Origin of the sequence: Undibacterium sp. Di26W (assembly GCF_049340265.1) — a bacterium.
Classification (GTDB): Bacteria; Pseudomonadota; Gammaproteobacteria; order Burkholderiales; family Burkholderiaceae_D; genus Undibacterium.
Map to the genome: position 1 here is coordinate 187,547 of NZ_JBMPOR010000004.1, position 25,674 is coordinate 213,220.

28 protein-coding genes are annotated in these 25,674 nt (G+C 51.6%); 17 read left to right on the forward strand and 11 right to left on the reverse strand.

The genetic code is table 11. The features are described 5' to 3' along the window. Positions 1 to 53 precede the first annotated feature (53 nt). Genes coxB through ACO0LM_RS07045 form a run of 6 tightly spaced genes read left to right on the forward strand, consistent with a single transcriptional unit; the run spans position 54 to position 4,718 of the window. Positions 54 to 1,241, forward strand: a complete 1,188-nt coding sequence (gene coxB / locus ACO0LM_RS07020; RefSeq protein ID WP_423035597.1) for a cytochrome c oxidase subunit II — start codon at positions 54 to 56, stop codon at positions 1,239 to 1,241. A gap of 24 nt (positions 1,242 to 1,265) precedes the next feature. After that, entirely contained in the window at positions 1,266 to 2,849 is a 1,584-nt protein-coding gene (ctaD, locus tag ACO0LM_RS07025; protein ID WP_423035599.1) for a cytochrome c oxidase subunit I, read from the forward strand. Positions 2,850 to 2,898: 49 nt separating this feature from the next. Next, positions 2,899 to 3,006 carry a cytochrome oxidase small assembly protein gene (locus ACO0LM_RS07030; protein ID WP_222619350.1) on the forward strand — a complete coding sequence of 36 codons (108 nt, stop codon included), beginning with the start codon at positions 2,899 to 2,901 and terminating at the stop codon, positions 3,004 to 3,006. A gap of 12 nt (positions 3,007 to 3,018) precedes the next feature. Continuing rightward, positions 3,019 to 3,606, forward strand: a complete 588-nt coding sequence (locus ACO0LM_RS07035; protein WP_423035601.1) for a cytochrome c oxidase assembly protein — start codon at positions 3,019 to 3,021, stop codon at positions 3,604 to 3,606. Beyond that, positions 3,603 to 3,818, forward strand: coding sequence for a DUF2970 domain-containing protein (locus ACO0LM_RS07040; protein ID WP_422983446.1), 216 nt, complete (start codon positions 3,603 to 3,605; stop codon positions 3,816 to 3,818). Before ACO0LM_RS07035 ends, ACO0LM_RS07040 begins: the two co-directional genes overlap by 4 nt. A gap of 39 nt (positions 3,819 to 3,857) precedes the next feature. After that, positions 3,858 to 4,718: a cytochrome c oxidase subunit 3 gene (locus ACO0LM_RS07045; protein WP_423035603.1), complete on the forward strand. Its 861-nt coding sequence runs from the start codon at positions 3,858 to 3,860 to the stop codon at positions 4,716 to 4,718. A 244-nt stretch (positions 4,719 to 4,962) separates the two neighbouring features. Here the strand turns inward: ACO0LM_RS07045 and ACO0LM_RS07050 are convergent, their stop codons facing one another. Further along, positions 4,963 to 5,163: a twin transmembrane helix small protein gene (locus ACO0LM_RS07050; protein ID WP_110256438.1), complete on the reverse strand. Its 201-nt coding sequence runs from the start codon at positions 5,161 to 5,163 to the stop codon at positions 4,963 to 4,965. Between the two features lie 60 nt (positions 5,164 to 5,223). Here ACO0LM_RS07050 and ACO0LM_RS07055 point away from each other — a divergent pair, with 60 nt between their 5' ends. The 5 genes from ACO0LM_RS07055 to ACO0LM_RS07075 are packed head-to-tail and all read left to right on the forward strand — an operon-like array spanning position 5,224 to position 9,092. After that, complete coding sequence (locus tag ACO0LM_RS07055) at positions 5,224 to 5,940, forward strand: SURF1 family protein (RefSeq protein WP_423035605.1); 717 nt, start codon at positions 5,224 to 5,226, stop codon at positions 5,938 to 5,940. Beyond that, positions 5,933 to 6,529 carry an SCO family protein gene (locus tag ACO0LM_RS07060; protein WP_423035862.1) on the forward strand — a complete coding sequence of 199 codons (597 nt, stop codon included), beginning with the start codon at positions 5,933 to 5,935 and terminating at the stop codon, positions 6,527 to 6,529. The genes ACO0LM_RS07055 and ACO0LM_RS07060 overlap by 8 nt, the downstream gene beginning before the upstream one ends. Positions 6,530 to 6,532: 3 nt before the next feature. Then, positions 6,533 to 7,624 carry a COX15/CtaA family protein gene (locus ACO0LM_RS07065; RefSeq protein WP_423035607.1) on the forward strand — a complete coding sequence of 364 codons (1,092 nt, stop codon included), beginning with the start codon at positions 6,533 to 6,535 and terminating at the stop codon, positions 7,622 to 7,624. Next, positions 7,621 to 8,505 carry a heme o synthase gene (gene cyoE, locus ACO0LM_RS07070; protein WP_423035609.1) on the forward strand — a complete coding sequence of 295 codons (885 nt, stop codon included), beginning with the start codon at positions 7,621 to 7,623 and terminating at the stop codon, positions 8,503 to 8,505. Before ACO0LM_RS07065 ends, cyoE begins: the two co-directional genes overlap by 4 nt. Next, positions 8,502 to 9,092, forward strand: a complete 591-nt coding sequence (locus tag ACO0LM_RS07075; RefSeq protein WP_423035611.1) for an SCO family protein — start codon at positions 8,502 to 8,504, stop codon at positions 9,090 to 9,092. The genes cyoE and ACO0LM_RS07075 overlap by 4 nt, the downstream gene beginning before the upstream one ends. 106 nt (positions 9,093 to 9,198) lie before the next feature. Here the strand turns inward: ACO0LM_RS07075 and rpoH are convergent, their stop codons facing one another. From rpoH to ftsY, 4 genes are all read right to left on the reverse strand, one after another. After that, positions 9,199 to 10,098, reverse strand: a complete 900-nt coding sequence (rpoH, locus tag ACO0LM_RS07080; protein WP_422983433.1) for an RNA polymerase sigma factor RpoH — start codon at positions 10,096 to 10,098, stop codon at positions 9,199 to 9,201. Between the two features lie 263 nt (positions 10,099 to 10,361). After that, positions 10,362 to 11,276, reverse strand: coding sequence for a cell division protein FtsX (locus tag ACO0LM_RS07085; RefSeq protein ID WP_423035613.1), 915 nt, complete (start codon positions 11,274 to 11,276; stop codon positions 10,362 to 10,364). Between the two features lie 44 nt (positions 11,277 to 11,320). Further along, positions 11,321 to 11,995, reverse strand: coding sequence for a cell division ATP-binding protein FtsE (locus ACO0LM_RS07090; RefSeq protein ID WP_423035615.1), 675 nt, complete (start codon positions 11,993 to 11,995; stop codon positions 11,321 to 11,323). Between the two features lie 258 nt (positions 11,996 to 12,253). Beyond that, on the reverse strand, positions 12,254 to 13,309 hold the full coding sequence (gene ftsY, locus ACO0LM_RS07095) for a signal recognition particle-docking protein FtsY (RefSeq protein ID WP_423035864.1): 1,056 nt from the start codon (positions 13,307 to 13,309) through the stop codon (positions 12,254 to 12,256). A 111-nt stretch (positions 13,310 to 13,420) separates the two neighbouring features. Between ftsY and rsmD the strand changes: the two genes are divergently transcribed. The 3 genes from rsmD (at position 13,421) to ACO0LM_RS07110 (ending at position 14,949) form a co-directional block, all read left to right on the forward strand. Continuing rightward, positions 13,421 to 14,080: a 16S rRNA (guanine(966)-N(2))-methyltransferase RsmD gene (gene rsmD, locus ACO0LM_RS07100; protein WP_423035617.1), complete on the forward strand. Its 660-nt coding sequence runs from the start codon at positions 13,421 to 13,423 to the stop codon at positions 14,078 to 14,080. Between the two features lie 54 nt (positions 14,081 to 14,134). Further along, positions 14,135 to 14,629, forward strand: a complete 495-nt coding sequence (gene coaD / locus ACO0LM_RS07105) for a pantetheine-phosphate adenylyltransferase (protein WP_422983423.1) — start codon at positions 14,135 to 14,137, stop codon at positions 14,627 to 14,629. 68 nt (positions 14,630 to 14,697) lie between these two features. Beyond that, a complete protein-coding gene (locus ACO0LM_RS07110; RefSeq protein ID WP_422983421.1) occupies positions 14,698 to 14,949 on the forward strand; it encodes a YfhL family 4Fe-4S dicluster ferredoxin in 252 nt (83 codons plus the stop codon). A 94-nt stretch (positions 14,950 to 15,043) separates the two neighbouring features. Here the strand turns inward: ACO0LM_RS07110 and ACO0LM_RS07115 are convergent, their stop codons facing one another. From ACO0LM_RS07115 to ACO0LM_RS07125, 3 genes are all read right to left on the reverse strand, one after another. Continuing rightward, a complete protein-coding gene (locus tag ACO0LM_RS07115; protein WP_423035619.1) occupies positions 15,044 to 16,192 on the reverse strand; it encodes a DUF484 family protein in 1,149 nt (382 codons plus the stop codon). A gap of 16 nt (positions 16,193 to 16,208) precedes the next feature. Next, positions 16,209 to 17,054, reverse strand: coding sequence for an MOSC domain-containing protein (locus tag ACO0LM_RS07120; protein ID WP_423035621.1), 846 nt, complete (start codon positions 17,052 to 17,054; stop codon positions 16,209 to 16,211). A gap of 109 nt (positions 17,055 to 17,163) precedes the next feature. Further along, positions 17,164 to 18,171: a GlxA family transcriptional regulator gene (locus tag ACO0LM_RS07125; protein WP_423035623.1), complete on the reverse strand. Its 1,008-nt coding sequence runs from the start codon at positions 18,169 to 18,171 to the stop codon at positions 17,164 to 17,166. 125 nt (positions 18,172 to 18,296) lie between these two features. Here ACO0LM_RS07125 and ACO0LM_RS07130 point away from each other — a divergent pair, with 125 nt between their 5' ends. Beyond that, positions 18,297 to 18,959, forward strand: coding sequence for a cysteine hydrolase family protein (locus ACO0LM_RS07130; protein ID WP_423035625.1), 663 nt, complete (start codon positions 18,297 to 18,299; stop codon positions 18,957 to 18,959). 54 nt (positions 18,960 to 19,013) lie between these two features. Here the strand turns inward: ACO0LM_RS07130 and ACO0LM_RS07135 are convergent, their stop codons facing one another. Continuing rightward, positions 19,014 to 20,189 (reverse strand): GGDEF domain-containing protein, encoded by a 1,176-nt coding sequence (locus tag ACO0LM_RS07135; protein WP_423035627.1) that lies wholly within the window; start codon positions 20,187 to 20,189, stop codon positions 19,014 to 19,016. 313 nt (positions 20,190 to 20,502) lie between these two features. Further along, positions 20,503 to 21,594, reverse strand: a complete 1,092-nt coding sequence (ychF, locus tag ACO0LM_RS07140) for a redox-regulated ATPase YchF (RefSeq protein WP_423035629.1) — start codon at positions 21,592 to 21,594, stop codon at positions 20,503 to 20,505. A 242-nt stretch (positions 21,595 to 21,836) separates the two neighbouring features. On the opposite strand from ychF, the gene ACO0LM_RS07145 reads away from it, so the two are divergent. Continuing rightward, positions 21,837 to 22,631 (forward strand): type IV pili methyl-accepting chemotaxis transducer N-terminal domain-containing protein, encoded by a 795-nt coding sequence (locus ACO0LM_RS07145; RefSeq protein ID WP_423035631.1) that lies wholly within the window; start codon positions 21,837 to 21,839, stop codon positions 22,629 to 22,631. 100 nt (positions 22,632 to 22,731) lie between these two features. Here the strand turns inward: ACO0LM_RS07145 and ACO0LM_RS07150 are convergent, their stop codons facing one another. Next, positions 22,732 to 24,105 carry an MATE family efflux transporter gene (locus tag ACO0LM_RS07150; protein ID WP_423035633.1) on the reverse strand — a complete coding sequence of 458 codons (1,374 nt, stop codon included), beginning with the start codon at positions 24,103 to 24,105 and terminating at the stop codon, positions 22,732 to 22,734. Between the two features lie 343 nt (positions 24,106 to 24,448). Here ACO0LM_RS07150 and ACO0LM_RS07155 point away from each other — a divergent pair, with 343 nt between their 5' ends. Next, entirely contained in the window at positions 24,449 to 25,621 is a 1,173-nt protein-coding gene (locus ACO0LM_RS07155) for a glycoside hydrolase family 30 protein (RefSeq protein WP_423035635.1), read from the forward strand. Positions 25,622 to 25,674 lie beyond the last annotated feature (53 nt).

Sequence of the window (25,674 nt, forward strand, 5' to 3'; positions counted from 1 at the left end):
CTGTGTCCCTGGCGCTCTGTTAAAAGAATTCTAATCGGGTTTTGGGGAAATTCATGAAACATGCTAAGCGATTAAAGTCGTTCATGCTGGGTGCTTCGCTGTTGGCGGCTAGTCTGCCGTCTTGGGCGGTGGTGAATGGTCCGGCTGTTGACAGCCAGGGCGGGCCGGCGATAAAGCAGTTAAATCTGCAACCGCCTGTCACACAAATTGCAGAGCAAATCTATTCCATTCATAACCTGATGTTGGTTATCTGTCTGGTGATTTTTGTTGCAGTTTTCGGGGTGATGTTCTACTCCATATTGAAGCATCGCAAATCTGTTGGTCACAAGGCTGCCACTTTCCATGAAAGTACGGCAGTTGAAATTGCATGGACTATTGTTCCATTCATTATCGTTATCGTCATGGCTTTGCCTGCAACCAAAACGGTTGTGGCAATGAAAGACACGTCGAATGCCGACATCACCATTAAAGCCACCGGCATGCAATGGAAATGGGGCTATGACTACCTGAAGGGTGAAGGCGAAGGCATTTCCTTCCTGTCCACACTGTCTACTCCTCGTACGCAAGTGGGTGCGCCAGGTGTTGAGCCGACTGAAAAACGCGGTGACAACTATCTGCTGGAAGTGGATAACGAAGTGATCGTGCCGGTCAATAAGAAAGTCCGCATCATCACGACAGCGAATGACGTCATCCATTCCTGGACTATTCCGGCTTTCGGCGTCAAGCAAGATGCGATCCCTGGTTTTGTGCGTGATACCTGGTTCAAGGCTGAGAAAATCGGTACTTACCGTGGTCAATGCGTGGAATTGTGCGGTAAAGAACATGCTTTCATGCCTATCGTGGTCAAAGTGGTTTCTGATGACGACTACAAAAAATGGGTAGACGTCAAGAAAAAGGAAATGGCTGCCAAGGCAGATGATCCTAGCAAAGTCTGGACGATAGACGAGTTGAAACAGCGCGGCGAAAAAGTGTATGCAGCGAACTGCGTGGCCTGCCATCAACCAACGGGTAAAGGTTTGCCTGGTGCTTTCCCTGCACTCGATGGTTCTGCTGTTGTCACCGGACCAAAAGAAGCGCAGATTGGTATTGTGCTCAATGGTAAAGGTGGTATGCCAGCCTGGAAGGCAACTTTGTCGGATACTGAAATTGCAGCGGTAATTACTTACACACGCAATAGCTGGTCCAATAAAGCCGAACAAAACATCGTCCAACCGGCTGAAGTTTTGGCTGCGCGTAAGTAATAAACAGGAAGAACAGGAGAAAAGATGAGCACTACTACAGCTGATCACGCTCACGACCACGCGCATGACCATCCCCATGGTTGGCAGCGCTGGTTGTTTGCAACCAACCATAAAGATATCGGTAGCCTGTATCTGTGGTTCGCTTTCACTATGTTGCTGGCCGGTGGTGTCATGGCTTTGGGCATTCGTAGCGAATTGTTCCAGCCAGGCTTGCAACTCATGCAGCCTGAGTTCTTTAACCAGTTGACCACCATGCATGGTCTGATCATGGTGTTTGGCGCGATCATGCCGGCTTTCGTTGGCTTTGCCAACTGGATGATCCCGCTGCAAATCGGCGCGTCCGATATGGCATTTGCCCGCATGAACAACTTCTCGTTCTGGCTCATGCCACCGGCAGCGCTGTTGCTGTTGGGTTCCTTCTGGGTACCTGGCGGCGCTACTGCTGCCGGCTGGACTCTGTATGCGCCATTGTCGACACAGATGGGCCCTGGTATGGACATGGCGATTTTCGCTGTCCACATCATGGGTGCATCTTCCATCATGGGTTCGATCAACATCATCACCACCATCCTGAACATGCGCGCTCCTGGCATGACACTGATGAAGATGCCGATGTTCTGCTGGACCTGGTTGATTACAGCTTACCTGCTGATCGCTGTGATGCCGGTTCTGGCTGGTGCGATCACCATGACTTTGACTGACCGTCATTTCGGTACGTCCTTCTTCAATGCTGCAGGTGGCGGTGACCCTGTCATGTATCAACACATTTTCTGGTTCTTCGGACATCCAGAGGTGTACATCATGATTTTGCCGGCCTTCGGTATTGTTTCACAGATCGTTCCTGCATTTTCCCGCAAGCCTTTGTTTGGTTATGCATCGATGGTGTATGCAACAGCATCCATCGCGATCCTGTCCTTCATCGTCTGGGCGCATCACATGTTTACAACCGGTATGCCAGTGACGGCACAGTTGTTCTTCATGTATGCCACCATGCTGATCTCGGTACCTACCGGTGTGAAAGTGTTTAACTGGGTAGCAACAATGTGGAAAGGTTCGATGACTTTCGAGACACCTATGCTGTTTGCTGTCGGCTTCATCTTCGTATTCACCATGGGTGGTTTCACAGGCCTGATCCTGGCGGTGACACCGATTGATATCCAGTTGCAAGATACTTACTACGTGGTTGCTCACTTCCACTATGTATTGGTGGCGGGTTCCCTGTTTGCTCTGTTCGCCGGTTATTACTACTGGAGTCCGAAGTGGACTGGTTTCATGTACAACGAACTGCGTGGCAAGATCCACTTCTGGGGTTCGCTGATCTTCTTCAACGTGACCTTCTTCCCTATGCATTTCCTGGGTCTGGCAGGTATGCCACGTCGTTATGCCGACTACCCTGCGCAGTTCACTGATTTCAATCAGCTTGCAACGATAGGTGCATTTGGTTTTGGCTTGATACAGGTGTACTTCATCCTGGCAGTGGTGATCCCGTCCATCAAAGGTGGCCAGCCAGCACCTGCGAAACCGTGGGATGGCGCTGAAGGTCTGGAATGGACAGTGCCTAGCCCTGCACCTTTCCATACGTTTGAAGAACCACCAGAATTCAAATAATAGCAGTACGGCTTAGGCTTGCTCCGGGTATACCGGAGCAAGACAAAAAATGAGTAATCAAAAAAAACCGAACAACTTGCGAACAGCCATCATTTTGTTTTCTGTGGCGCTGGTGTTTTTTGCCGGCGTCATCATCAAGCAGACCTGGTTACGCTGATAGGGATAGTGCATGTTGCAAGATGAACCCGACGCAGGCGGCAGGCGCAAGCTGAATGCAAAAATGCTGGGCAAGTTGCTGGTGATTGCAGTCTTGATGTTCGGTTTCGGGTATGCGCTGGTGCCTGTCTATAAACAGATTTGTGAATTGACAGGGGTAAATATTCTGACCCCCAAGGATATTTCGGTAAAAGAAATATCGAATTCACAGATCGACAGAAGTCGTGAAGTCACCATAGAGTTTGATGCGAATACGCAAGGTCCATGGCGTTTTCGCCCAACCGTGGCAAGCATGAAAGTGCATCCCGGTGAGATGACGCAAGTCGTCTACGAAGTAGTCAACAAGCAGGCTTACAAGATGGATGCGCAGGCAATACCAAGCTACGCACCACAACAGGCCAGCGGTTACTTCAAGAAAATGGAATGTTTTTGCTTCAAGCAGCAAACGCTGGGGCCGAATGAAGCGCGGCAAATGCCGGTGGTGTTTTATATAGACCCGGCCTTGCCCAAGGATGTAAAGACGATTACCTTGTCTTACACCTTCTTCGAAGTCGGCGGTAAACCGCAGGCGGCAGCGGGAGAAGGACAGGGCAAGTCATGACAGATTTAAAAGAAGCAAGCAAGCGCAAGGCTTCGTTTTTAGCAACAATGAAAGCCGTATTCTGGTCTTTTTTAGGGATACGCAAGAAAAATGATTATGAACAGGATGCAGCGCAGTTGAATCCTGTTCACGTGATAATTGCCGGTATCATAGGCGCGTTGATTTTTATCGCAACGCTGATTGTGATCGTGAAGCATGTTGTCGCCAAATAACAATTCAAGTAGTAAATTAAATTGCATCGGGAGATGGAAATGAGTTCTCAACACGCTAAAGTGCCCTATTATTTTGTGCCAGGCCCATCCAAATGGCCTGTTCTCGCTGGCACCACCTTATTGCTGACCATGCTTGGCGCGTCGGCCTGGGTCAATGGTCAGGCATGGGGTTCTTATCTGAACTTTGCCGGTATCATCCTGACGCTGGTCGTGTTGTACAACTGGTTTGGTGATGCGATTGCCGAATCCGAAGGCGGTAAATACAGCGCACGTATTGACGTATCCTTCCGCTGGAGCATGAGTTGGTTCATCTTCTCTGAAGTGATGTTCTTTGCAGCTTTCTTCGGCGCCCTGTTTTATGCACGCAGCATCAGTATGCCTTGGCTGGCTGATCTGGATCACAAGGTATTGTGGCCTGATTTTGCTGCCAACTGGGGTAACACCGGTCCGGCTGGCACCATCGAAGCCTTCAAGACCATGGGCCCTTTCCCTATCCCTACCATCAATACAGCACTGTTGCTGACTTCTGGTGTAACGCTGACGATTTCCCATCATGCACTGCGTGAAGGCCATCGCGCGAAAACAGCAATCTGGTTGTTTGCTACCGTATTGCTGGGCGCCGTGTTCATGGGCTTCCAGGCTTACGAATATATCCATGCTTACCATGAACTGAACCTGAAGCTGACTTCCGGCATCTACGGTTCCACATTCTTCATGCTGACTGGTTTCCATGGCTTCCATGTGACCATGGGTGCGATCATGTTGTCCGTGGTACTGTACCGTGTGTTGAAGGGCCATTTCACACCTGAACACCATTTCGCATTTGAAGGTGCCGCCTGGTACTGGCACTTTGTCGACGTGGTCTGGCTCGGTCTGTACGTGGTGGTATACTGGCTGTAAGCGTTCATAGCCACTTGGTAGCTATGGCATAAAAAAGCCGCACAGATAGTGCGGCTTTTTTACATATATAAATAAGACTTACGCAAGCCGGCACTGGCTGCGTTGCAGCCTATCTGCCGGGTGCCGCATATTAAGGTACGGTCACCGCGGACACCTTGCCAGGACGATTTTGCGTAGTCCTCAAAGTGCTTTATTGTTTGGATTGGATTCAAGGATTCGCTGGGCAGAATTGCTGTAGCCAGATTCACCTGATGCCGGTCGGCTGTATCAAGCCAAAATGATTGGCCAGCAGGATCAGCAAAAACAGGGTGATGGAAAATCCGACACGAAATGCCAGTGCTTTGACGGTGCGATTACTTTTTCCCTTGTCTTTCATCAGATAGACCAGGGCAGATCCCAGGCTGAAGAGGATGAGGAAAAACGCGATGGCGACAAGAATTTTCATACTGAGCTATTGTTGATGCTGGTTTAACTGATGTTCTCATTGTAATACCTTAATACCTGAATGCCTATTTCCTTCCGTTTTCGCCCCATCCCTTTCATTGCCTGCCTGCTGTTGGTCAGCCTGGGCATTGCGTTGGCACAATGGCAGACGCGACGCGCGCAAGAAAAGGAATTGATTGCCGCGCAGATGGCCGAGCGCCTGCACTTGCCAGCGCTGGCATTGACGGCAGCGACACCGGCAACACAGATATTGCCATTTCGCACATTGCAGTTGCGCGGCCAGTTCATCAATGAATGGCCGGTTTACCTGGATAATCGCCCCTTGCAGGGCAAGGCCGGTCTGTATGTGCTGATGCCCTTCAAGCTGGCAGGCGGTAACCGTTATGTGCTGGTGGCCCGGGGCTGGCAGCAACGCGATGCACGTGATCGCATGCATGTGTCAGCCGCACCTGCGCCGACAGGCGAGCTGGTGCTGGAAGGCATAGTCAGGGATCAATTGGACCGCGTCATGCAACTTGGCGCAGTGGAAACCGTCAAACCTGGCAGTATCGTGCAGAACCTGGAGCTGGACGGACTGGCGCAGCAGACTGGATGGAATTTCTATCCTTTCGTACTGGAACAAACCTCCGCCACTCAGGATAACTTGTCACGTGACTGGCCTTTACCATCTGCCGGTGCCGACAAGCACAGAGGCTATGCTTTTCAATGGTATGCCCTGGCCCTGATGGCTTTTGTATTTTTTGTTGTTACTGGATTTCGTCGTGGAAAAAATAGATAAACAAACTTCGGGTGGTCGCTGGAAATTACTGACGGTGCTGGCAGTCTGTGCGGCCCCCATGGTTTTTTCTTACCTGGCTTACTACGTCATCAAGCCTGGCGGTCGTACCAATTATGGCAGCATACTTGATCCGCGCAATTACCCCATGCCGAAAATAGCCGGCCATCCACTAGGCGCTTCCGCGACGGATCCTGTGGTGGGGCTGGATGCCTACAAAGGTAAATGGATCATGTTGCAAGTCGACAGTGGTGCCTGTGCTGAAGCATGTCAAAAGAAAATGTATGACATCCGCCAGTTGCGTGTGGCACAAGGCAAGGAAATGGACCGGATAGAACGGGTCTGGCTGATCACGGATGACGTCGCCATCGATACCGCATTGATACGCCAGCACGATGGTGCGCGCATGCTGAAAGTGGATCCGGCAGTGCTCAAGTCCTGGTTGCCGACCGAAAGTGCTACCCAGATCAGCGATCATATCTACATGATTGATCCGCTCGGTAACCTGATGATGCGTTTCCCCAAAGATGCAGACCCGAACAAGATCAAGAAAGACCTCAGCAAATTATTGCGTGCTTCAGCGATAGGGTGATGTATGTGGTTGCAACTTGTACTGACAGGTTTGATGGTGGCGGTGATCCCGCTGACTCTGGTGGTTTTTTCCAGGGAAAAAAATAAATACCGCAAACTGATCGCGGTCACCGTGGCGCTGACCTTTGAGTTGATCATGTTTGGTGCCTTCACACGCCTGACCGATTCCGGCCTTGGCTGTCCGGACTGGCCGGGTTGCTATGGCCAGGCTAATCCCCTGCAATCACATGCAGCCATCAAGGCGGCAGAAATTGCCATGCCCACCGGGCCGGTAACTTTGCAAAAAGCCTGGATAGAAATGGTCCATCGCTATCTGGCCATGAGCGTCGGTGTGCTGATCGTGGCGCAAATGGCAATTGCCTGGGCGCGCAGGCAACGACTGAACACAGCACCCTGGTTATCCACCTTCCTGCTGTTCTTCGTCTGTCTGCAAGGGGCGTTTGGTGCCTGGACAGTGACGCTCAAGCTGCAACCTGCCATAGTGACTACTCACTTAATTCTCGGCATGGGCTTATTGGCCTTGCTGAGTGCCAGCCTGGAACAGCAAAGTCATCAGGATCAGGGTGAGGCGCTGCGACAGGTGGATGCCAGCCGCCTGTTGTGGCCCGCCAGCCTGGCCTTGCTGCTGCTTTTCATGCAGATCGCTTTGGGTGGGTGGGTAAGTACCAACTATGCTGCCTTGGCCTGTCACGACTATCCATCATGCAATGGCGAAATGATGCCAGCAATGGATTTTGAACATGGTTTCAGCCTGTGGCGGCAACTGGGGCAGACCGTGAATGGCGATTACCTACCTTTCAATGCCCTGGTGGCCATACAATGGGTGCACCGCAATTTTGCGCTGCTGGTGGTTGCCGTCTGTCTGTGGGCAGGCTGGAAAACCCGCCAGACTCCCGGTCTGGAAACACTGGGCAGAAATATCCTGCTGGCGATTGTTGCCCAGTTCCTGATCGGCGTCTCCACCGTGTTTTTTTCCTGGCCCTTGTTACTGGCAGTTTTGCACAATGGTGGCGCAGCGACCCTTGTGCTGTTGCTGACCATGTTAAACTACCGCATAAGGCATGTGAGCCTTGCCGCTGCCGAAGATAGATCATGACCACTTTAAGTTTGCCCTTCAATCGTTTTGCCCAATACTGGGCTTTGACCAAACCCCGTGTCACCCAGTTAGCCGTGTTTTGTGCGGTGATAGGCATGTTTCTGGCAACGCCGGATTTGCCTGACTGGCGTATCGTTGTTGCTGCCACTATTGGTATCTGGCTGCTGGCGGGTGCCGCCTTTGCAGTTAATTGCCTGGTAGAAAAGGAAATTGATTCGCGCATGGCAAGGACTGCGCGCCGTGCCACGGCCCAGGGTGAAATCAGCGTTCTGCAGACACTGGTATTTTCCGGTGTCATTGGCGGCATGGGTATGTGGATACTGTACACCATGGTCAATCCACTGACGATGTGGCTGACCTTTGTCACCTTTGTCGGTTATGCCGTGGTCTACACCATTATCCTGAAACCGGCGACACCACAGAATATCGTCATCGGTGGACTGTCTGGTGCCATGCCACCGGCGTTGGGCTGGGCTGCGGTGGCCAATGATGTACCCATGCAGGCCTGGCTACTGGTCCTGATTATCTTTGTCTGGACGCCGCCACATTTCTGGGCGCTGGCCATGTATCGCCGCGATGATTATGCCCGCTCCGGCTTGCCGATGCTGCCCATCACCCATGGCCTGGAATTTACCCGTTTCCATATCTGGCTGTACACCATTGCCTTGTTCGCCACCACCATGTTGCCGTATGCGGTACATATGAGCGGCCTGATTTACCTGGTCAGTGCAGTGATACTGGGTGCTATTTTCCTCTGGTATGCATGGCGTATCTACAAACACTATGATGATGCGCTGGCCCGCAAGACCTTTGCCTTTTCCATCATCTACCTGTCCCTGCTGTTTGCGGCCTTGTTGATCGACCACTACATCAAGCTATGAAGATATCCAGTGTATTCAAAGTGTTGACGGCTACCATGCTTGCAGTGTCGCTGCTGGCTTGCCAGAAGCCGGCAGAAAAATTCGTCAATACCGATTTGACCGGCCTCGATTACGCCAAGGACTTTGCCCTGACCGACCATAACGGCAAACCACGCACTCTGGCCGATTTTCGTGGCAAGGCGGTGGTGATTTTCTTTGGCTATACCCAGTGCCCGGATGTATGTCCGACCACCATGGTGGAAATGGCGAACGTCATGAAAGCCCTGGGACCGCTGGCGCAAAAAGTGCAGGTCCTGTTTGTGACGATAGACCCGGAAAGGGATACCCAGGCCCTGCTGGCCAATTATGTACCGAATTTTGACCCCAGCTTCCTTGGCTTATATGGTGACGCCGCCGCGACTGCCAAAGTCGGCAAGGACTTCAAGGTGTTTTATCAAAAGGTTGCCGGCAAAACGCCTGGCAGCTACACCATGGACCACACAGCGGGCAGCTACGTATTTGATCCCGAAGGCCGTATACGCCTGTTCTTGCGGCATGGTCAGGGGCCAGAACCAATCGCGCATGATTTGAAGATGCTGCTGCAGTAAGCGCACAGATAGCGCGACAGAAAAAACAGCGCAAAACCAGGTAGTAACCAGATAGCAAAAAGTAAAAAAGGCACTCATCGAGTGTTTTTTTTATGCAGTGCCGGTTTCAGGAAGTGAAACTGGCGAGGCTGCCTTTCATTTTCTTCAGTGCCGCGCTTTCGATCTGGCGTATGCGTTCGGCAGATACACCGTATTCATCTGCCAGCTCATGCAGGGTTGCGCCGGTACCATCATCATTTTTCAACCAGCGTGCTTCGATGATGTGACGTGAACGTGCATCCAGCTTGGACAAGGCTGATTCCAGGCCTTCGCTTTGCAGACGATCATACTGGCGTGTTTCCAGCACACGGGTAGGCTCGTCAGATTCTGTTTTCAGATAGGCGATAGGAGCAAATTTTTCATCATCGTCATCGGTAGGCGCATCCAGGGCAATATCATGACCGGATAAGCGCATTTCCATTTCGATGACTTCTTCACGTTTGACATCCAGCGTCGATGCCAGGGCATCAATCTGCTTGGGCGTCATGGCATCCAGGCCTTCTTTATGGCTGCGCAGGTTAAAGAACAACTTGCGTTGTGCCTTGGTCGTTGCCACTTTAACCAGGCGCCAGTTTTTCAGGATGTATTCATGCATCTCTGCCTTGATCCAGTGCATGGCATAGGACACCAGACGCACACCTTGATCAGGGTCGAAACGCTTAACGGCTTTCATCAGGCCGATATTGCCTTCCTGGATCAGGTCAGCGTGGGGCAGGCCGTAACCGAGGTAGCCGCGTGCAATCGAGACAACCAGGCGCAGATGCGACATAACCAGTTGTTGCGCTGCTGCGAGATCATTGTCATTACGCAATTTTTTTGCATAATCAATTTCTTCTTCATGCGTGAGCATGGGCAGGCGATTGACTGCCGAGATATAGGCATCAATATTTCCCAGCGTGCCGCTAAAGCCAAGGGCCAGTGCAGTGCTGTCAGTAGCAGGGACTAATTGTGTCGTAGTTGTTGCCATTTTTCCTCCTCATTGCTGCCATCCTGAGTATCAATTACCCGATCTGGCACGTTCAAGTTCCTATATTAGCACTCTCTTGAGAAGAGTGCTAATACTGTGATTCTATGAATCCCATCAAAAAAATCTATCGAAAAACTTGTATTAATATGAAGTACTTATAAGGCTTTGATGCCCACCCGCCCTGAAAGTTGCAATCGCTGAGGTAAATTTTGCCTTTACAAGACTATCTGTATGTAATGAGCAAGGCGTACTGACATGAAAATTTAACTGGCGCGTGCCAATTGTCGTCTGACAGATAGCCACACCCCGATCAGCCCCAGCAACATGCTAATAGCCAGCAAGAACAAACTGGGCAGCATCCCCAGAGGTACCAGATGGAACTCGGACGCATATAGTTTGGCAAATTCGGCAATGGCCAGGTTCAAGGGTTGCAGGGCTGCTGCAATCAAACCAAGCGCAATACCGCCTGCCAGCAAGCCCAGCAGGCCGCCAGTATAGTAATACGGCTTGTGAATAAAACTATTGGTCGCCCCCAGCAGGCGGGTGACCGCAATTGCTGACTGATGGGATATAACTTGTAGCCGGGTGGCATTAAATACTACCACCACAACCACGACAGAAAGTGTTGCCGCCAGGAATAATAAACCCAACTGCATGATTTGCACCAATGCCGCCAGCCGTTTGACCCAGGCCGAATCCAGTTGCACCACATCGACGTCAGGCATGTGCTTGATTTCTTCCACCAGCATGTCGAGCTTGTCAGCATCGTTGTTGGACAGCGACAGGATATAGGCATCCGGCAAAGGGTTGCCACCCAGCGTGGACAGCACTTCGGCCAGATTGGATGACTGTTCCAGGCTGGCCAGTGCCTTGTCCTTAGGGACGAAATTCAGGCTGGCCGTAATATTTTTTTCTTTAAGCAACTTTTTGATCGGAATCGACAAGGCCGTCGCCGTTGGCCGTGGCGTATCCGGGCTGACAAAGATACTGATCTCAGGTTCTATCGACAATTGTGAAGAAATGGGCCGGATATTTTCTATCAGCGTCAAACCAGCGATGGGCAATGCCAGCGCAATGGCGACCACCAGCACATTGAACAGAAAATTACCGGGGCTGCCGCGTAAATGTGTCAGGGCGCTTTTTAAGGCAAACAGATGCTGGCGAAACCAGATGGTCATGAATTCTTCCTCTGTGGGCAGCTACTATAGGGCAACAATAATAATCAGGCGGCGAGTGAGGATTTCCAGGTATCGACGACCTGGCCCTGGCTCAGATAAATCACACGGCTGGCCTGGTCCAGAAACTGTTCATCATGGCTGGAAATAATGCAGGTAACGCCCGCACTCTGGAAAGCCCTCAGTGCGCCCAGAACCTTGTTGGCATTCTCGCGATCCAGAAAAGCGCTTGGCTCATCCGCCAATATGATCTGGGGGCGATTCACGATGGCGCGGGCAATCGCCACCCTTTGCTGTTCACCACCAGACAATGCCATGGGCAAGGCAGTGGCCTTGTCTGGCAAGCCGACTTTTTCCAGGGCGATGCGGGCACGCTGCTCTGCTTCAGCAGATGAGGCGCCAGTGACGATCAGTGGCAGCATCACATTCGCCAGCACGCTGCGGTCTGTCAGCAATTTCTGGTCTTGTAATATCAGGCCGAGCTTACGGCGCAGATACGGCAGGCTACTGGTCTTGAGTTTGCTGATGTCCTGGCCATTGACGCTGACCCGGCCGCTGCTGGGTTTTTCTATGCCGGCGATCATTTTCAACAGGGTGGATTTGCCGGCTCCGGAAGGGCCAGCCAGAAAAATCAGTTCACCATCTGCAATCGACAATGACACATCTTTCAGTGCATAGGCATCTTGCGAATATTGTTTGCTGACGTGTTCAAAGACTATCATGGCCGGCCAATTCAGAGTAAGCGAAAGAAGTGGAAGTGAGCATTCAAATTCTGTTTTATTTAGGACTTACGCAAAATTGCCCCAGCTGCGTTACAGATCCTCGCCGTACTATTCGTACTGTCTTCGTCGCTGTGCCTTGCTGGGACAATTTTGCGTATGTCCTAATATTAATATAGTAGTGCCGAAGCAAAACTACAGTAGTCGCGTAAGTTCGGCACCGCTGTGATGGCTATAAAGCTTAAGCCGCAACAACCCAGTTCAACTCAGCAGGGCATCCACAAACTCCTGCGCATTGAAGGGTTGCAAATCTTCAATCTGCTCACCTATGCCAATGAAATACACAGGTACCGGGCGGTTTTTGGCAATCGCTGCCAAGACGCCACCTTTTGCCGTGCCATCCAGTTTGGTGATCACCAGGCCGGTAAGTTGCAAGGCATCGTCAAAAGCCTTGACCTGCGCCAGGGCATTTTGGCCGGTATTGCCATCGATGATCAGCAAGATTTCTTGCGGTGCGCCGTCCATACCCTTGCCTATTACGCGCTTGATTTTCTTTAACTCTTCCATCAGGTGCAACTGGGTAGGCAGGCGTCCGGCGGTATCTACCATCACGATATCCGTGCCGCGTGCGCGGGCCGATGCGACCGCATCAAATGCCACCGCTGCCGGGTCACCGGATTCCTGCGAAATGACGGTGACATTATTGCGTTCGCCCCAGATCGTCAGTTGTTCACGCGCCGCTGCACGGAAAGTATCACCCGCTGCCAGCAACACTGATTGCTGATGACTTTGCATATGCTTGGCCAGTTTGCCTATGGTCGTGGTCTTGCCGGCACCGTTGACGCCGGTAATCATCATGACCAGTGGTTGATAGCGTCCCAGTTCCAGCGGTTTTTGCAGGGGGGTAAGCAAATCCAGCAGTAATACTTTCAATGCAGATTTGACTTGTTCGGCTTCGGTCAGTTTTTCTTCCTTGACCTTTTTCTTCAGCCCGTCCAGCAGAAACTGTGTGGCTTCCACCCCGGTATCGGCGGTCAGCAGGGCCGCTTCCAGCTCTTCATACAAATCATCATCGATACGAGCGCCGATGAAGAGGGTGGTAAGATTCGTGGATGTCTTGGCCAGACCCGCTTTCAGGCGGCTCAGCCATGAGCGTTTTGGTTCTGCCTGGGTTACTTCAGCAATGGCTGCTGCTGGCGTGGCCGCAGCGGGGCCAGCAGGCTCGACAGGCGCAATAACAGGTACTTCAGCAGGCACAACAGTAGGCACAACAACGGGTGCTTCTTCTTTGGGCTTCTTTTTAAAAAAACTAAACATCGGGAGTGATTTACCGGAATGCGGATGGCCAGAATGCCCATCCTGATATGAGAATGCTGCCATTCTAACAGACAGCGCCCGGTAAACTTATGCTCTGGTGTCAAGCATGCAATGAAAACGAATAGTAAAAAAATTACAACAATCAAACGTCCCAGTCATCAGGTCAGGATCATCGGTGGCCAGTGGAAGCGCACCATCCTCAGTGTCATAGAAGCAGAGGGCCTGCGCCCTACGCCTGACCGTGTGCGTGAAACTGTATTTAACTGGTTAAATCATTTGCTGGACAATGCCTGGAATAACAAGACTTGCCTGGATTTGTTTGCCGGTAGCGGTGCCCTGGGTTTTGAGGCAGCCAGTCGAGGTGCCTCGCAGGTATATATGGTGGAATCACATACACCGGCCTTCCGCCAACTGGAACAGATCAAAGAAAAGTTGCAGGCCAGTCAATGCAATCTGATACGTGGTGATGCCGCCAAGGCGCTACAGGTATTTGCTGACAAACAACAGGCCATGGATGTTGTTTTTCTGGATCCACCTTTTGGACAAGACTGGCTGGCCCGTATCCTGCCTTTGTGTAGTCAGGTGATGCATGCCAGGTCAGTTTTATATGTGGAGGCAGAATTCTCGCTGGCAGAGCCGCAGAACGATGAAAACCTGGCAAAAATACTTTCCGAATGGAAAATTGTCAGGGCGGACAAGGCAGGTAGTGTGTTCTTTCATATACTGCAACGCAACATCTTGCCGCATGAGGCGCACGAAAATCAGGCATAATGCCTGCTCAACTTGGTGCATATCCTTATGCATATTGCGAAAAAGGGAGTGAAGATGGTCACAGCCGTTTATCCGGGAACATTTGATCCGTTGACGCGTGGTCACGAAGATCTGGTGCGTCGCGCCTCGGGTCTTTTTGATACTTTGGTGGTGGGTGTGGCAGATAGCAAGAGTAAAAAACCTTTTTTCTCTCTGGAAGAACGCCTGACGATTGCCAATGAAGTGTTGGGACATTATCCGAATGTGAAGGTCGAGAGTTTTTCCGGCTTGCTGAAAGACTTTGTCCGTAAGAATGATGCGCGTGTGATTGTGCGCGGCTTGCGTGCCGTATCCGATTTTGAATATGAATTCCAGATGGCTGGCATGAATCGTTACCTGCTGCCAGATGTCGAAACCCTGTTCCTGACGCCATCGGACCAGTACCAGTTCATTTCTGGCACCATCGTGCGCGAGATTGCCATGTTTGGTGGTGATGTATCAAAATTTGTATTCCCTTCCGTCGATCGCTGGCTCAAACAAAAAGTGGCCGCGCTGGGCGACAGGAATTGATCGCTATTTGCTGGTAGTGGCAGTAATAACGGTTTGACATAAACCGCTTGAATGAGAAGTGAGTTGGTATGGCCCTGATGATTACAGATGATTGCATCAATTGCGATGTCTGCGAACCTGAATGCCCGAATGATGCGATTTACATGGGCCCGGAAATTTATGAGATTGATCCTCATAAATGCACCGAGTGCGTGGGTCATTACAAAGAACCGCAATGCCAGCAAGTGTGCCCGGTGAGCTGTATCCCCTTCAATCCGGAATGGCGTGAGACACCGGCACAATTGCAGGCGAAATATGAAAGCCTGCAGGCCGATTCATAAGCTGATTCGTAAGCCGAATCATAAGTCGAATCGTAAGCTATTCAATAAGTGAAAATTGGTGTGGGGATTGCTGTTTCAGCAGTCCCTTGCCGCTTCAATAGCAGCGTACCTGATTGCGCCCGCTGTTTTTAGCCTGATATAAAGCCCGGTCTGCGCGTTGCAGCATGTCGCGCGACACGACACTGGCATTGTCCTGGTTGGACTTTTCATCGATGGTCGTCAGGCCTATGGAAATCGTGGCCTGGCAAGTGCCTGCTGCCGTCAATGTGAATACCTGGTCGGCGATACTCTTGCGTATGCGTTCTGCTACCTGGATGGCATCATGCAGATTGGTGTTGACCAGCACCACCACAAATTCCTCGCCACCAAAGCGCCCCAGTGTGTCGCTCAGGCGCAGTTCGGCCTTGATACGCCTTGCCACTTCCTTCAGCACATCATCACCACCTTCGTGACCATAGCGGTCATTGATCTGTTTGAAAAAATCAATATCCAGATACATGCAGGCGATGCTGTAACGCTGCCGGCGCGCACGGCCTATTTCTTCCAGTGCGCGCTGTTCTACATAGCGACGGTTGCTGACATTGGTCAGCGGATCGGTCATGCCTATATAGGTCAGCCGTTCATTATTGATGACATTTTCCAGACAGATGGCGATGATGGAACCCAGGCGCTCGATAAAATCGGTGGCCATATTCGGCTGGAACCGGTCAGCCCGGAAGCTGCCCACATTCAGGCAACCGATCAGCCTGCCCTGGCGGCGCATGGGGATGATGGCGATGCTTGCCGGTTTTTTGTTGAAACTGGTGAAATACGATGCATACGCCAGACTCTGGTACAGGCCCAACTGCGGTTTGCGCAAGGCTGATTCGGGCTGGCTTAATTCAACTTCATGTCGCAGAAACAGCAGGTGAGGGAATTCATTGAGATCGATTTTCAGGTCGGTCAGCATTTGTTGCAGGTCGCCGTATTTATCGAACAACACCAGTGACACCACATCCAGTTCGGAAGTAATCGCCAATGCACTGAAAATATTGGTGATCAGTTCACGGAAGCTGTTGGCACCGATGATTTTTAAATCAAAACTTTGATGGCGCGCCATGATGCTTTGATTGCGGTGTGCCAGCTCCAGCAGGTTTTCCAGTCGCGCACGCAAGGCCTGATTTTCGCGCTGCAATTCATGCAGCGCATCCTGAGCATCAAGCTCCAGGGTATCGTCGTCGGGTGTGGGGATGGGGCTATCCATATTGAAGCTTGTGCTTTTAAAAGGCAATCTGCATATTCACTTCATCACCAAGTCGCAAGGTCTGCCCGGTGCCACTGCCCAGAATCACGTTCATGCCAAAAGTAATGCCGCCATCCACCAGCGGGTTGGCGCGGTAAGTCTGCAAGATGTCCAAAGGATCGGGACCGACTGCGCCGGTCAACTGATCAATCGACGGTATCGGGCAGCGCGGGCAGGGTTTGACCGGGCGCAACTGTATGTCCGTACCGATTTCAAAGCATGCAGCATAGTCTTCTTCAAAGGCTTCCATCTCATCCAGCACTACATTCGGACGAAAACGATTCATTGGTAAAGCGTCACGGCCCTGTTGTTGCAGGCGCTCATTCAAATCATCCAGCGATGCCGTGCCTGTCAACAAAATAGGGTAGCCGTCAGAAAAACGCGTGGGTACGAGTTTATTTCCGGTCCATTTCTGATTGGCAAAACGCCGGGTTTGCGGACTTGAACGTACCAGCCGACAACTGACACCCAGTGCCTGGGTGAACCAGGCTGCCGCTGCATCACCCGCATCCACGGCAGAAAAATTTTCTTCCCAGATCGTCACCTGCACCGTTGCGCTAGCCGGCATTTGCAGGCTTAGTTGCAAAGCGGGCATGCCAGGTGCGTGTACCAGCAAATGGCTGTTACCCAGTTCCGGGCGTATCGTTACCATCAGCGGATATTCCCTTTGCGTCAGGAACAGGCCCTGTTCATCGACCAGCATCCATTCCCTGTCATGCACACCACCCGCGCTCAGGCCGGTATCGGTCAGGACGGCCGTGCTCAGCCGTATGCCCGCACAGGATTTGATCGGATAAATGTTCAGTTCAGCGATGCTAGGCATGGTAATCGGATAAATTGAGGGCCAGAGATACGGTAGCAGCTATTTTAAAGGGGATCATGGCATTCATGCAGGCATATTTTGTGCCCGCTCGCAGGAAAAGGGCCAGCGCTCAGTCTTCACCGCGAAATGCACGTCGGTAAGCCGAGGGGGAAATCCCGAATTCGCGGGCAAAATAACGTCGCAGCAACAAAGCAGAACCAAAGCCGCTATCCATGGCGATATCGTCAATAGAGCGTTTACCAGCTTCCAGTTGCCGTTGGGCAAACACCAGGCGCTGGTTCAGCAGCCATTTGCCGACGGTGGTACCGGTTTGCTGCTGGAAATGGCGGGTAAAGCTGCGCCTGCTCATCAATGCCCTGGCAGCCAATTCATCCAGGTGCTGGGCGTCTGCCAGATGCGCCAGCATCCATTCCAGCACTTGGGCCAGACGTTCATCCGTGGCCAGCACCGCCAGCGGCTGCTCTATGTATTGTGCCTGGCCACCCTGGCGATGTGGGGCCACCACCATGCGGCGCGCCACATGCGCCGCTGCTTCTGCCCCATAGCTGGTGCGCAAGACATGCAGGCAGCAATCAATGCCAGCCGCCGTACCGGCAGAAGTGATCACGTCACCATGGTCGACATACAGCACATTCGGGTCCAGCCTGATCTGTGGATAACGCTCGGCGAATTCTTTTGCCAATGCCCAGTGCGTGCTGGCGCTGCGCTGGTCCAGCAAGCCGGCTTCTGCCAGCACAAACGCACCCAGACACAAGCCTATGATACGTGCCCCGGCCTGGTGGGCACGCCGTATCGCTTTCAACAGTTCAGGTGAAGCCGGACGCAAATCATCATGCCAGGACGGTATCACCACCATGTCGGCGCGTGCCAGTACGTGCAGGCCATGTCGCGTCTGTATGCTGAAACCGGCATTGGTGCGTACGGTACGCAACTTGTCAGCCCTGGCGCTGCTGCCGGATGTGGGGGGTGTGCATACGCTGAGATGAAACTGTGGCAAGCCAGCAGCGCCATGGTGTTCACCAAACACCATGCAGGGTACAGACAGATGAAACGGGCTGATGCCGTCAAAGGCCAGCACAGCCACATTCACACGATTGACAGGCTTAATTGTACGCATGGCCCAATTGTATCGAATATTGGCAATCGGGTCACTTATTCAATATAACATTTTCACCGAGAATGATGCACATGGACAGCACACAACTGATTATTTTTGATCAACCCCAACAACAGGAAGCAACCATGACTACCGCTACAGCTAACCAAAAAGTAAAACGTGCCCTGATCGTCATCGATGTGCAAAACGAATATTTCACCGGCAATATGTTGATTGAATACCCTGACCCTCAGGTATCTTTGCGCAATATCGGCAGGGCGATGGATGCAGCCAAAGAGGCCGGCGTTTCCGTACTGGTAGTCCAGCATTCTGCGCCAGAAAATTCGCCCATTTTTGCGCGTGGCTCGCAAAGCTGGCAATTGCATGAAGTCGTTGCCAGCCGTCATGCTGACCATCGCATAGAAAAAAATATGGCCAGCGTATTTACCGGTACCGATGCGGCTGCCTGGCTACAGGAAAATGCGATCACAACCATCAGCGTGGTGGGCTACATGACCCACAACTGCAATGCCAGCACCATCTATGAAGCTGCGCACAACGGCTATGCAGTAGAAGTGCTGACCGATGCCAGCGGCGCCTTGCCCTATGCAAATGCAGCGGGCTTTGCCAGCGCGGAAGAAATCCATCGCATCTACAGTGTGGTATTCCATTCGAATTTTGCTGCAGTGACTGGCACGGATGACTGGATAAAAGCAGTGCAGGCGGGCACTCCGATTGCCAAAAGCAATGTACTGGAATCACATCTGGCTGGCCGCCAGCATCGCGATGGCGAAAATACTACGCAATAATCCTGCTATTTCATACTGTTATTTCATACTACTGATGAGGTAAGCAATAACATCCTATGCCGGCTGGAGGGTTTCCGAATGCAAGGCAACCCGATTGCGCCCGGCATTTTTTGCCCGGTAAAGGGCATGGTCTGCTGCACCAACCAGGGCGGTCAGATCAGCACCTACAGTTAGCGAATCCGAGACTCCGGCACTCAAAGTGCTTTGCAGGATATCGTTTTTCCAATCGATGTGTAGCTCTGCATATAACAGGCGCACGCGTTCGGCCAACTGTGCTGCCCCTCGCTCAACGGTACCGACCAGTAAAATACAAAACTCTTCACCACCGTAACGGGCCAGGCAATCTTCACTTCGGATGACCGCATGCAGCAACCTGGCAAGACGACGCAAGACTTCATCGCCCGCCTGATGGCCATAATGGTCATTGACGCGTTTAAAGAAATCCACGTCGATCATGATCACAGACAGGGGTTCACCGGTTCTGACTGCACGCGCCAGTAAACGACTTGCTTCATCTTCAAACCGACGTCGGTTCATTGCACCTGTCAGACTGTCATAGGAGGCTTGTTCATGTAAGTCTCTGACCAGACGGAAAGTAATTAACAGTACCAGCGAGAGCGTGATGGCAAGTTGCGACAGACCGCCAAGGATAAGGAAGACAGGATTGATATCGCCTTGTGCAAATAGCCTGATGCCTTCAGCAGGTGTCAGGTAAATATTCATTGCCCTGAGCAGACTCATCAGTGCAATAAATGAAAAGGAAGCAGCAGCCAGACCATATGCTGTTTTAAGTGGCTGCGTGGTTTTCACCCTCAGGTTCAGTGCGCAAGCCGCAAATACACAACCGGCCAACAGGGAGTTGACCAACAGCATGGTCCGCATGTCATTTTGTGCAACACTAAACCAAATGCTTTGCACTGTCATTTGCAAACCTATCCATGCGGTTATCCAGTAGTTGCAGCGCTTTCCATTGAAGGCTTGAATGCCATTGTAGATAAAACCAAAACCGCAGCCTGTGACGAGCGGTATGGTGGCGAGAATCCACAATGGCCAATCCGGCGATAGTTGCGTACTGGTGAAAATACCTATGAACATGCAGCAATGCCCCAGTGCCCACTGGCGCACGCCTCTGACATTATTTGCATGAAAACTGATGAGCGCCATCATCCCCGCACCCAGGAGGTTGATCCCGCTCAGCATTAGCATGATGGTTCGAACATCAAGTTTCATGTCGAACTCGCATCGATGATGTGTGGGGGATTCTTGTCAGGCAAATTTTCTCCGTGATGGGGACGCAGTCGAATAGCGCAGGATAGCCAGAATAGCGCAAGCTCAAATTATTATATCTTAGAGGTCGCCGCAAACTGAACCTGGCGTTGTTGCCTTGCCTCAATATGTTGTTTGTACTGCGGTACTGTTTATAACGGCCGTGTTTAGCTGACGAATAGCTAATTAGCTTTGCTGCAATCTCTCAGCGCTCGCCAATAAAAAAGCTGCGGATGTCGCAGCTTTTTGTGAAACTTTCTCAACACGTCGAGTTACGTCAAACGTTGAACAAGAAGTTCAGTACATCACCATCCTTGACCACATATTCCTTGCCCTCGGCGCGCATCTTGCCTGCTTCCTTGGCACCGGCTTCACCTTTGTAAGTGATGTAATCGTCGAATGCAATGGTCTGGGCGCGGATGAAGCCGCGTTCAAAATCGGTGTGGATGACGCCCGCAGCTTGCGGTGCCGTGTCACCGACATGAATGGTCCAGGCGCGGACTTCCTTGACGCCGGCGGTGAAGTAAGTCTGCAAGCCCAGCAATGTGAAAGCGGCACGTATCAGGCGATCGAGACCTGGTTCCTGCATGCCCATGTCGGCCAGGAAGTCGGCTTTGTCGGCGTCGTCCAGATCTGCGATTTCAGATTCTATGGATGCACAAATCGCCACGATAGGGGCTTTCTGTGAATTGGCATAGGTGGTCAGTTGATCCAGCAAGGGGTTATTGGTAAAACCCGTGTCGGACACGTTGGCCACATACATCGCCGGTTTGGCTGTGATCAGGCACAATGGCTTGATCAGTAACATTTCTTCTGCATCCAGGCCTAGCGCACGCACAGGCTTGGCATCGTTCAGGGCAGGCATGATGCGTTCTAATACGGCCACCAGTTTGGCCGCGTCCTTGTCGCCGGAACGGGCTTTCTTGTTTTCGCGATGGATGGCTTTTTCTACCGTACCCATGTCGGCCAGCGCCAGTTCAGTCTGGATAACTTCGATATCATCCAGCGGGCTGACCTTGCCTGCTACGTGGATGACGTTGTCATCTTCAAAGCAGCGCACCACATTGACGATGGCGTCGGTTTCACGGATGTGCGCCAGGAACTGATTGCCCAGGCCTTCACCTTTGGAGGCACCAGCCACCAGGCCAGCGATATCGACGAACTCAACGATAGCATTCTGGATGCGCTCAGGCTTGACGATGTCGGACAGTTGTTTCAAACGTGGATCAGGCACTTCAACCACACCCACATTTGGCTCTATCGTGCAGAAAGGATAATTTTCTGCCGGTATGCCTGCCTTGGTCAGCGCATTGAACAGTGTGGATTTGCCGACGTTAGGCAGGCCGACGATGCCGCATTTGAGACTCATGATGTTTTGCCAGTTGGATTTGATTAACCCGCTATTTTACCGGAACTGGCCGCCTTGCTGACTGATTCCGCAATGAATACCCCGAAATAGAATCAGCTGTCGCATCCCGATGAGGCACAAAGCTCCCTGTTTTAGACGCGAGTAAGGGCGTTCGCCATATTTTGAGGCGATTTTTATCAAAAAAACAGGTATGAAATTTGCTCTAAGCTAGATGAAACCAACAAATGTACAGGAGCAACAATATGGACAGACGTGGATTTATAGGCAAAAGCGTGTTGGCGGTGGGCAATCTGGCGGTCATTACCTATGCCATTGCCCAAGTCATCAACCTGAACGAAGCCATCAACAAGTCGGGCAAGCAGCGCATGTTGTCACAGCGTCTGGCCAAGGCCTATTTGCAAATGGGGCAGGGCATCGAGGTCGAGCAGTCAAAAAAGATACTCGATACATCCCTGGCCAGTTTCGAGCGGCAATTGGGGGAATTGAAAACCTTTGCGCCCACTCCCGACAACCGGCACATGCTGGGAGAAGTGGAAAAAAACTGGCTGCTGTATAAAAAGGTATTGCTGGAAAAAGCCCCTAATCAACAGGATGCCAAAGTCATCATGGTGTTGAATGAAGAAGTGCTCAGCCTCGCGAACAAGGCCACTGTGCAGCTGGAAGCCTTTTCTGGCACGGTCATGGGACAGTTGGTGAATGTATCTGGCCGGCAGCGCATGCTGTCGCAAAGGATGGCCAAGTTTTACCAGGCACAGCAATGGGGGGTGGCACCACCGGATGTCATGGCCAAGCTGGAGGCAGCACGCAAGGACTTCGTTGCCGGCATGGCGACCCTGCAAGCGGCATCTTCCAATACTGCACGCATTAAGGATGAGTTGGCCCTGGCGCAACAGCAATGGATGTTTTTTGATGATGCATTGCGCCAGATTGCAGAACCCAAAAATGCGCGTCAATATGCCGTCAATGTGGCCACGACCAGCGAAAGAATTCTCAGCACCATGGATGGCATTACCAGCCTGTATCAGCAACTGAGCTGACGCACTTTGTGTCTGAGCAGCGGACGTATCCAGCTGAACTGCGCATGAGCACCGATCACGTGCGCGCAGTAAGATTGTAAACACGTTCTGAGATAAAGCTTCATGCAGCTTGCTGGATGCGTCTGCTGCTCAGGCGTTGCAGGAACAGGGTCAGCAAGATACCGGCAATGGTCAGGCCGAGTACCAGGCCTATCCAGAAGCCGCGTGCTTCCATTGCCTGTTGTGGATGCCCTGGCATCCATTCCGGTGCCAGGCCTAGCAGGCAGCCTAGCGGCAATGCAAAGCCGTAAAAAGCCATGAGGTGTATCAGCATTGGTGTGCGTGTCACCTTGTAGCCGCGTATCGCGCAAGATGCAGTGACCTGTGCAGCATCCGACAACTGGAAAATCGCGGCATACAATAACAGCTCTGATGCCAGTGCCTGCACTGCCAGATCCGACGTGTAGGCGGCGGCAATCTGGTCGCGCATCAACATGATGCCCAGCGCCGACAAGACCGCAAAGGCCATGGACAGCGCAAAACCTACCCAGGACACAAAGCGTGCCCGCGTCGGGTCCCCCTCACCCAGTGCCTGACCAACACGGGTGGTCAGGGCGATACCCAGACTCAATGGCACCATGAATACCAAAGAAGAAAAATTCAGGGCGATCTGGTTGGCAGAAACCGGCACCACACCGAAGCGGGCAATCAGCAGGCCGACCGCACCAAAGGCAGATACCTCGGCAAAATAGGTGATGCCTATCGGCAGGCCCAGCTGCAGGGTGGAACGTATTTCTGTCCAGTTGGGCGCTTCAAAATGGGTGAAGGGGAAGGTGCTGTGATACACCTCGGAACGACGCATCCAAAAGATCATCGCACCCAGCATCAGCCACAGCCCGACACCGGTCGCCAGTGCACAGCCGGTAGAACCCAGTTTCGGGAAACCCAGGTGACCATAGATGAACAGCCAGTTGACTACAATGTTAAAAGACAGGCCACCCAGTGCAATCATCATCACCGGCTTGGTCTGGTTCAGACTGGTGGTGTAACCATACAGCGCGCGATACATGGCCAGGGCTGGCATGCCGATGCTGATGACATGGACGAATTGCGATGCCTTGGCATTGATGGCGTCATCCAGTTGCAGGTAATTGAAAATCAGGGTGGAAATATTCAGCAGCAGGCAGGCAATCAGGCCCACGCCCAGCCCCAGCCACAAAGACTGGCGCACCATATGCGGTACACGCTCATGATTTTCTGCGCCGACTTCATGTGCAATCACGGTGTTGACTGCCATCATGATACCCATGACGGTCACCAGTATGATGGCCCAGACATTGGCACCCAGCGAAACCGAAGCCAGGGCATCCGCACTCAGGTGGCCGGTCATGGCCACATCTGCCACACCCATACCCACGGTCGCAAGCTGGCCTATCAAGACAGGCCAGGCAATATTCCAGAGAGCGGCAGTTTCAGTACGGATACGGGTTTTCATGCGGGGACAAGCAAATCAAATAAGAATGCGGACCAGCATCTTACCGTAGAAAAGAAAGATGCTGCTTTACACCTTCGCTTGAGCTGGCTGAGTTGGTAATAAGTGCTAAGTTGTACTCTGGTAAGTATTCAGATAATATCCGCCGTTAGATAAATTCAGTATTTTGAGCTGGAAAAAATAATCCGGCCGTCACTGGAATGGGAAGCTGTAGTTTTACCCGGTGTTATGGGAAAACTAACTGTATTAAAAGTGTTATATCAATATAAACTTAATATGGAGACTTCTTATGAATACGTTTTTATCAATGAAAAGATCTTGTTTTAGCCTTCTGGCGAACTTGTTCTTGCTACTACTCAGCGTCAATGCGGTTGCACAAACCGTCGATATCAATCCCAATACCAACTATCAAACCATGCGTGGATTTGGTGGATTCAACGGTGCGGGGTGGATAGACGATCTCACCAGTGCCCAGGTTGACAGTGCTTTTGGTACTGGCACAGGGCAGATTGGTTTATCGATCATGCGCATGCGGATAGATTCTTCAAACAGCAACTGGCAAAGACAGGTGCCCACCGCGCAGTTGGCCAAGGCCAAAGGCGTGACCCTGTTTGCGACACCCTGGTCGCCGCCAGCCTATATGAAGACCAATAATAATCTTGTTTCGGGCAGGCTATCGCCGACTTACTATCCGGATTATGCGACGCATCTCTTGAATTTTGCGTCCTATATGGAATCGAGTAGCGCCGCCTTATACGGAATTTCTGTTCAAAATGAGCCTGATTGGGATCCCACCTATGAAGGTTGCCAATGGAATTCTACAGAGTTCATTAATTTCCTGAAGGCGCAAGGTTCACGTTTCGGCGCGCTGAAAGTCATGACACCAGAGTCTTTGAACTTCAGTAAAACACTGGCGGACCCGATTCTCAATGATGCGAATGCAGCACCGCAGTTTGACATTGTTGCCGGCCATCTGTACGGCGTCAGCCCCAGCGATTATCCACTCGCGCGCAGCAAAGGGAAAGAGCTATGGATGACCGAGCATTTCACTGACAATTCTGATGCCAATGATTGGACCAAAGCCATGCCTGCCGCGCTGGAATTACATAACAGCATGGTCGCCAATTACAGTGCTTATGTGTGGTGGTATATTCGCCGTTCCTACGGTCTGATCACTGAAGATGGCAACGTCAGCAAGCGCGGCTATATCATGTCGCAATACGCAAAATATGTACGCCCTGGATATACGCGTATTTCTGCGACGGAAAAACCTTACTCGGATGTGTTCGTCACCGCTTACAAAAATAGTAGTGGAAAAATAGTAGTGGTGGCAATCAATAACGGTACTTCGCAAAGACAGGTCAAACTGCAATTGAGTGCAGGAAGCGCAGCTTCTTTCGTGAAATACAGAACATCGTCCAGCTTCAATAATGAATACGCTGGTCAATATACGGTTACCAGTGGTTTGGCTACTGCTTATATTGATCCTGGTAGCGTCAATACATTTGTCAGCCAGTAAGCATTAAAGCCTTTTCTGAAGAAGCTTGTACTGGTTTTTTCATACTTTCTTCA

Coding starts and splice junctions, on each gene's coding strand:
- ACO0LM_RS07050 (WP_110256438.1), bottom strand. CDS start 5,163: ATGAAAATTCTTGTCGCCATCGCGTTTTTCCTCATCCTCTTCAGCCTG.
- ftsY (WP_423035864.1), bottom strand. CDS start 13,309: ATGTTTAGTTTTTTTAAAAAGAAGCCCAAAGAAGAAGCACCCGTTGTT.
- rpoH (WP_422983433.1), bottom strand. CDS start 10,098: ATGGCAACAACTACGACACAATTAGTCCCTGCTACTGACAGCACTGCA.
- coxB (WP_423035597.1), top strand. CDS start 54: ATGAAACATGCTAAGCGATTAAAGTCGTTCATGCTGGGTGCTTCGCTG.
- ACO0LM_RS07055 (WP_423035605.1), top strand. CDS start 5,224: ATGCCTATTTCCTTCCGTTTTCGCCCCATCCCTTTCATTGCCTGCCTG.
- ACO0LM_RS07120 (WP_423035621.1), bottom strand. CDS start 17,054: ATGCCTAGCATCGCTGAACTGAACATTTATCCGATCAAATCCTGTGCG.
- ACO0LM_RS07065 (WP_423035607.1), top strand. CDS start 6,533: ATGTGGTTGCAACTTGTACTGACAGGTTTGATGGTGGCGGTGATCCCG.
- ychF (WP_423035629.1), bottom strand. CDS start 21,594: ATGAGTCTCAAATGCGGCATCGTCGGCCTGCCTAACGTCGGCAAATCC.
- ACO0LM_RS07130 (WP_423035625.1), top strand. CDS start 18,297: ATGACTACCGCTACAGCTAACCAAAAAGTAAAACGTGCCCTGATCGTC.
- ACO0LM_RS07040 (WP_422983446.1), top strand. CDS start 3,603: ATGACAGATTTAAAAGAAGCAAGCAAGCGCAAGGCTTCGTTTTTAGCA.
- ctaD (WP_423035599.1), top strand. CDS start 1,266: ATGAGCACTACTACAGCTGATCACGCTCACGACCACGCGCATGACCAT.
- ACO0LM_RS07125 (WP_423035623.1), bottom strand. CDS start 18,171: ATGCGTACAATTAAGCCTGTCAATCGTGTGAATGTGGCTGTGCTGGCC.
- ACO0LM_RS07030 (WP_222619350.1), top strand. CDS start 2,899: ATGAGTAATCAAAAAAAACCGAACAACTTGCGAACAGCCATCATTTTG.
- ACO0LM_RS07035 (WP_423035601.1), top strand. CDS start 3,019: ATGTTGCAAGATGAACCCGACGCAGGCGGCAGGCGCAAGCTGAATGCA.
- rsmD (WP_423035617.1), top strand. CDS start 13,421: ATGAAAACGAATAGTAAAAAAATTACAACAATCAAACGTCCCAGTCAT.
- ACO0LM_RS07135 (WP_423035627.1), bottom strand. CDS start 20,189: ATGAAACTTGATGTTCGAACCATCATGCTAATGCTGAGCGGGATCAAC.
- ACO0LM_RS07090 (WP_423035615.1), bottom strand. CDS start 11,995: ATGATAGTCTTTGAACACGTCAGCAAACAATATTCGCAAGATGCCTAT.
- ACO0LM_RS07150 (WP_423035633.1), bottom strand. CDS start 24,105: ATGAAAACCCGTATCCGTACTGAAACTGCCGCTCTCTGGAATATTGCC.
- ACO0LM_RS07075 (WP_423035611.1), top strand. CDS start 8,502: ATGAAGATATCCAGTGTATTCAAAGTGTTGACGGCTACCATGCTTGCA.
- ACO0LM_RS07115 (WP_423035619.1), bottom strand. CDS start 16,192: ATGGATAGCCCCATCCCCACACCCGACGACGATACCCTGGAGCTTGAT.
- ACO0LM_RS07085 (WP_423035613.1), bottom strand. CDS start 11,276: ATGACCATCTGGTTTCGCCAGCATCTGTTTGCCTTAAAAAGCGCCCTG.
- ACO0LM_RS07110 (WP_422983421.1), top strand. CDS start 14,698: ATGGCCCTGATGATTACAGATGATTGCATCAATTGCGATGTCTGCGAA.
- coaD (WP_422983423.1), top strand. CDS start 14,135: ATGGTCACAGCCGTTTATCCGGGAACATTTGATCCGTTGACGCGTGGT.
- cyoE (WP_423035609.1), top strand. CDS start 7,621: ATGACCACTTTAAGTTTGCCCTTCAATCGTTTTGCCCAATACTGGGCT.
- ACO0LM_RS07145 (WP_423035631.1), top strand. CDS start 21,837: ATGGACAGACGTGGATTTATAGGCAAAAGCGTGTTGGCGGTGGGCAAT.
- ACO0LM_RS07045 (WP_423035603.1), top strand. CDS start 3,858: ATGAGTTCTCAACACGCTAAAGTGCCCTATTATTTTGTGCCAGGCCCA.